General features: G+C 58.4%; 4 protein-coding genes and 1 pseudogene. 1 reads left to right on the forward strand and 4 read right to left on the reverse strand.

From position 1 onward, the window contains the following. Positions 1 to 1144: M20 aminoacylase family protein (locus tag EOA33_RS21705; protein ID WP_145989227.1), on the reverse strand; the 1144-nt coding region annotated here is incomplete at its 3' end. Between the two features lie 1096 nt (positions 1145 to 2240). On the opposite strand from EOA33_RS21705, the gene EOA33_RS21710 reads away from it, so the two are divergent. Beyond that, positions 2241 to 2462 (forward strand): hypothetical protein, encoded by a 222-nt coding sequence (locus tag EOA33_RS21710; RefSeq protein WP_127256907.1) that lies wholly within the window; start codon positions 2241 to 2243, stop codon positions 2460 to 2462. Between the two features lie 146 nt (positions 2463 to 2608). Here the strand turns inward: EOA33_RS21710 and EOA33_RS21715 are convergent. The 3 genes and pseudogenes from EOA33_RS21715 to EOA33_RS21725 all read right to left on the reverse strand — a co-directional run. Further along, positions 2609 to 2711: pseudogene (locus tag EOA33_RS21715) on the reverse strand (transposase); the annotation flags it as partial. Positions 2712 to 3224: 513 nt separating this feature from the next. Further along, on the reverse strand, positions 3225 to 4394 hold the full coding sequence (locus EOA33_RS21720) for a Xaa-Pro peptidase family protein (RefSeq protein ID WP_126080651.1): 1170 nt from the start codon (positions 4392 to 4394) through the stop codon (positions 3225 to 3227). Between the two features lie 493 nt (positions 4395 to 4887). Then, positions 4888 to 5781: ATP-grasp domain-containing protein (locus tag EOA33_RS21725; RefSeq protein ID WP_127302982.1), on the reverse strand; the 894-nt coding region annotated here is incomplete at its 5' end.

A 5781-nucleotide genomic window follows, 5' to 3' on the forward strand; every position in this document is an offset into this window, starting at 1 on the left:
CGACGAGGGTTACCCAATAGCCCACGCCATACGGGATCGCCTCGTCGTCGAAATCGTAAGCGGGATTGTGCAAGCCCGGCGTCGAGCCGTTCCCCAAGAGGATGATCGCGCCCGGCCGCGCTTCCAGCATGTAGGCAAAGTCTTCGGATCCCATCGAAGGCTTGACGTTGTCGTTTACGGCGTCATGGCCCACGAGGCCGCGGGCTGCGGTGATCGCGAAATGTGTTCCGGCCGTGTGATTGAATGTAAGGGGTTCGAGCCGCCGATGCCTGAACTCAATTTCCGCGCCCATCCCGTGGGCCACGCCCTCGGCGCATAACCTGATCTGCCGCTGCGCCAGATCGCGCACGGCGGAGGTCAGACTCCTGACAGTCCCACCCATTTCGACCTGGTCCGCGATGACGTTGTAGGCTTGGCTCGCCGTGAACTTCGTGACAGAAACGACGAGGGCGTCAGTGGGGTCGGTGTTGCGGGACACCACGGTCTGGAGGGCAACGATGATTTGTGCGGCGGTGACCACAGGGTCGACAGTCCTGTGGGGCGAAGCTGCATGCCCGCCCCTCCCCTTGACGATGATGTCAAACTCGTCAAGCGCCGCCATCATACCGCCCTCCCGGATGGCGAACTGGCCAATGTCAGTGCCGGGTGAGTTGTGCAGGCCGTAGACCTGGGAGATGTTGAAGCGCTCCATGATTCCTTCCTGGACCATCTTCAAAGCACCTCGTCCATCTTCCTCGGCGGGCTGGAAGATCAAAGCCGCTGAGCCTTTGAAGTTGCGCGTCGCGGCGAGGTGTTTTGCAGCCGCCAATAGCATCGCGGTGTGGCCGTCATGGCCGCACGCGTGCATCTTGCCGGGTATCCGCGAGGACCAGGCCTTGTTCGACGCTTCCAGGATCGGCAGGGCATCCATATCGGCGCGCAGTCCGATCGTCGGCCCCTCCCCGCCCTCACCCTGGATCAGGGCAACCACGCCGGTCTCGGCGATGCCCGTCTCGATGTGATTGATACCGAAGGAGGCCAGCTTCTCAGCAACGAACTTCGCCGTATTGTGCACCTCGTATCCCAGTTCCGGATTCTGGTGCAGGTAGCGGCGCCATTGCGTGGCTTCTTCCTGGAGATGTCGGAAAGTGTCGACGCTGTACATCTATTAGTTCCCAGCTTTTTCTGTCCTAGTGCCTTATTTAAGCGAGCATCATTCCGCAGCACGATTTCGTCAAATGCCTTTTGTGTATCATCGACATCTAGTAACGAGATGGACCCGAGGCTCGCTTTTCAGCACAGAGGTCGGTCCCGGCCAGCACATGCTAGGTCGCCGTGGGGCAAGTCGGTTACGGAACTGACCCTTGGATGTCTGCGTCCTCGCGCGTCGGCCCGGCCCACCGAATTAAGATCGTGAGGCCCTCTCTGACCAGATCATCCATGACAGCGTGGACCGCGGCCTCGGCGATGGCACTAGTCACGGGGCGGCGGAAGCTAGGATTTCCCTCCGACATCGAGCATAATCAGGCTGCGATCGAAAAAGGGTCCGGGAAGCAGCGTCATTGTCGCAAATCACAGCATCGATGATCGCCGTCAGGTGGCTAGGGCAATTGTTTGGTCGTGATCGATCTTGTTTCGTAGGCGACCGGGGTTGTCCCTCCGGAGATAATGAAGTCGGCCATGACCGGGTAATTTCAGCAGGGAGAAAGGGAGCGCGTTGAATGCATGTCCCCCTGCGGGCCTAGGCATGAAGAGGTCGTTGCCTTCGAGGCCGCCCAGTCCCGCTGACGCGTTGGCAAATTGGTCGTGGTTTAAGGCCGGGGCGAAGAACGTCGCCAATCGGCGAGGGACGCAAAAAGCCATTGTCGCGCTTGCCAGAAGACTGGCGGTGATCATGCCTCGCACGTGGCTGGACGCCACCGAACTTCGCTGGAAACGGCAAGACACCATGCTTGCGGCCACCTGACCCAATTGTATGGACCGGCTGCTGATCGCAAGTGAGGCGTGGAGGATAGCGGAAGTCGCTCATATGTATCCGGCCCTTTTGGTCGGCTCGCGTGTCATGGCCTTGATGGGGAATTCGCACGCACCGTTAATCTCATTAGCGGATAGGTTGCCAGGCAACCATTTGGGTCAAACAGATTCCGGGTGCGTTCATATTCGCTCCATGCTTCTCGCGCACTGGGGGGTGGCGGTTTAGATGGCCGTCACCTCGTTTCGGTGCTGCCGAATGTCCAGCCATTGCGCAGCACGGTATTGCCGTGCTGCCCGGCGCGAGAGCACTTCGCAACTCGCAGTTCGCAATCCTGGAGAACCGTGCCGACGAGATATCGCCGCGCATGAGCGATCCGATCGTTGGACTCTACGAGGACTGGCTGTGGCTCGACGAGCTCATCGAAACGGTCAGCCAGGAGATCGAGGAGATCAGCCAGAACGAGGCGAACTGCCGTCGCCTGATGAGCGTGCCGGCGTCGCGCCGATGATCTCCTGGTCGCGGCGATCGGCACAGCGAAGCCTTCGATCGCTGTCGGGACTTTGGCGCTTCAGCGATAGCCAGTGCCGTGGCGAGCTTGCTGCGATGAAGCCGCGGCGCGGCATTCTGCAGCCATGCGCCGAAGCTGGCCGCCTGGATTAACAGAATTCGCAGATAAGCGGCTTCCTGGTTTTGAGATGCGGCGGACAGTCGGCTTCCCTCCGGTACTGTATTGCCGTGGCACGAGGCCAAGCCATGCGCCTGTTCGATGAGGAAGGCACGGATCTGGAAATCGTCGCGGTGCGCCGCGAGACCAGCCGCGATCGCAGCCATCGGGCTCGTAGCTCCATCAAAGCCACGTCGCGCACGCGATGACCTGCCGGCCAACACGACCGGCCAGTCCCCCGCGGCACAGCCGAAGCCAAGTCAGGACGAGGAGATGGTCGCCAACCGATCGAACAATCGAATAGGACATGAAGCACTAACAAGCTTGACCGCAATCGCTCCAGAAGCCATCGCAACTAGTGTCACCTCAAATCCGCCAACTGGCGGACAGAAGTCCTTCGGAGGGAGTTCGCTACGGTCCACGTGCTGATCGCATCATTGAATCAGACGCCGAACAGATCTTTCCGCCATTCTTCTAATCCCAAGAGCCAATCCGGAGAGAAGCAAGACCCTCCGGAGGACATCAAAACGCCGGCGATTCGGACAACTTAGAAGCGCCTGACATCAACACGATCGAATAGATAGGCGACCGGACACGATTGCCCGTTCAGATTTCGAAGATCTTCCGCGGCGTGTTTGTGATTACCTCAGCGCCGGTGCCGGCGACCCGGAATGTCTCGCTGATCACGTAACCGAAGTCGTCCTCAATCCAGTTGCCCAGCATCAAATGAAAGGTCATGTTCGGCTTCAGCTCAGTCGTGTCGCCATCCCGGAGGCTTGCAGTCGGTTCGAGCCAGCCAATGCCGTGCGCGTAGCCGCAGCGCGTTTCCTTTTCGAAACCGTGTTTGCGGAGCGTCTTGTAGAACGCGTTGGCCACTTCGCTGCACGTTGATCCCGGCCGGACTGCGGCGAGTGCCGCCTCAAGGCCTTCGACCTGGGCCTCATGAATGCGGCGCAGGCGTTCGGACGGGGCGCCGATCGAGAAAGTACGCATGAGGCCCGCGGAATATCCATGGCGAGTGCCGCCGAGTTCGAGATTGATCTGGGACCCGTCGCGGAACACGTCCCCCGTCCACGGAATGTGACAGGTACCTATCCGAGGCGAGGCGCAGAGATAGAAGGCCTTCAGCGCCGTTCCCGGCTTTCCATTCGCTCCCCGGATTAACGCCGCCGCGATCTCTGCCGCCGCGTCGGCTTCCGCTACACCGGCACGTATGACTTCGCTGGCGCGCTTCATCGCGGCGTCGGAAATGGCGGCGGCTTCCCGCATGACTTCTATTTCGAGATCGGATTTGACTAGGCGGAGCCAGCTGACAAGCTTGGTGCAGTCTACAACGCGAGCCTCAGGCAGCCGTGACTTGAACTTTTCCGATGTCGCTGCAGGCAGGCTCGACATCTCGATACCCAGCCCCCGTTTCGCGAGACCAGCTTCATTCAGGAAGTCGATGACGGCATCGTATCCGTCGTTGGCTAGATTGCCAATGAGCGCTTCCGGGTAGCCGATGATCTTATCCTGTTCCATGAAACATTCGTACATGGCCGCCGGCGCATCGCAACGACGAAGGATGAATGTCGGCTCCTCAGCCACCCCGTCAATCACAAGCGCCTGAGGAACATATCCGGACGGCGTGGTATAGCCTGAAAGATAAGTGATATTGGAAGCGTCCAAAACGAGCAGTACGTCCACGTCGCGTCCCTCCATTTCAGCCTTCACGGCGGACAGCCGGCGCAGGTATTCAGTGCGTGGAAATGCCTGTACACCCTTTGGGATCGTCATGAGTCTACTCCATTGATTTTTGAGGTTTGCATTCGCGCAACAATGACACAGCCTCCGCTAAGACTGGCCAGCACAATCCGGTCGCTGAGGCTTGATCGTCCTGTGCTTGTTGTTCAACTCGCGGCTAGAGAAGTCAGACGATTGAACGCCCAGCGGCCATGGTCAAATGCAGTTTCCATATCGACGTCATCTGGCTGCAAGATGTCTCCGAGAGACTTGTTCAGCAGGTGGCGGCCGCCTGATCAAGCGAAGCCTAGCTCGCGCAAAGCCCCTTTGGAGCGCAGGTAATCAGTCGCCACTCACGATCGTGTCGCGGAAAGCAAAGCACGAGGCTTCTGTGAATCAGCAAAAATCAACCGATCGCGATTCGCCACGGATCGCAAAGTATAGCTATGGCTCCGCATCTCTTTCGTGCTCTCAATCGCACCAATGTTCGGCAACGATCACTCTTTGGCTGGGACATCTGCGCTGGTGCGGAGAGACGAGGAACCGATTATTGTTCCTGTTCAGTCGGAAATGGTGTGATCGACCAGTCGATTAGGTCGATGGCTTGCTGGAGTATCGACTTTGTCCGAGAACGGTTGGATGAAACGGCGATAATGTACCCCATGGAGTCTCGGTAATCGCCCTTCCTGATGATCGGCGTCTTGGGCTCAACATAAAATTTGACTTCGGCGACACCCGGTACAGCAGCAGCCTGACTGCCGCCATGGATCCAATCGAGGATGCCATCGCGATCAGGAAACAATGAGCGCCAGGCCGCGATATGTGAATGGCTTTTGCGCAGGTTACATTCGCGACCGATGACAAGCTTGATGTGTTCGGTGACGAGGTCGACTCCGTAAGCCAGATGAACCGGTTGAGGACCACCACCAAGCCGCGGGTTGACTTCAATAACGACTGGACCACGTGTCGTCCATCGGAATTGGATACTGGTTGGCCCCCAGCCAAGGCCGAGAGATCGCAAGCAACTCAGCGAAACATCGGCCATAAGTTTGTACTCGTCATCAATGAGCGGGGCTGGGAAGGTTCCTTCACTACAGACGAAATGCGGCTGGCCGCCATATACAGCAGCCTCTATCCCAACGATTTCATTTCCCATTGCGTAAGCGCCGTAGTCTGGACCATTCGCGTATTCTTCAACAAGTATCCTCGGTGAAGATCGCCAAATATGCTTCCCACCCAATAGGTAGGTGGTATGTTCGGCTAACTCATCGACGGTGCTGCATAATCGCACACCGATGCTGCCGCTGCCTATGACTGGCTTCAGAATCACCGGCAGGCCGATCTCGGCGGCAGAGATTTCAACCTCCGCTGCATTCGCTGCTAAGCGATAAGCAGGTATTGGAATGCCGGCCTCCGCGAGGAGCTGACGTTGAGTAAATTT

This window comes from Mesorhizobium sp. M4A.F.Ca.ET.050.02.1.1, from assembly GCF_003997725.1.
Taxonomy (GTDB): domain Bacteria; phylum Pseudomonadota; class Alphaproteobacteria; order Rhizobiales; family Rhizobiaceae; genus Mesorhizobium.

Coding starts and splice junctions, on each gene's coding strand:
- EOA33_RS21720 (WP_126080651.1), bottom strand. CDS start 4,394: ATGACGATCCCAAAGGGTGTACAGGCATTTCCACGCACTGAATACCTG.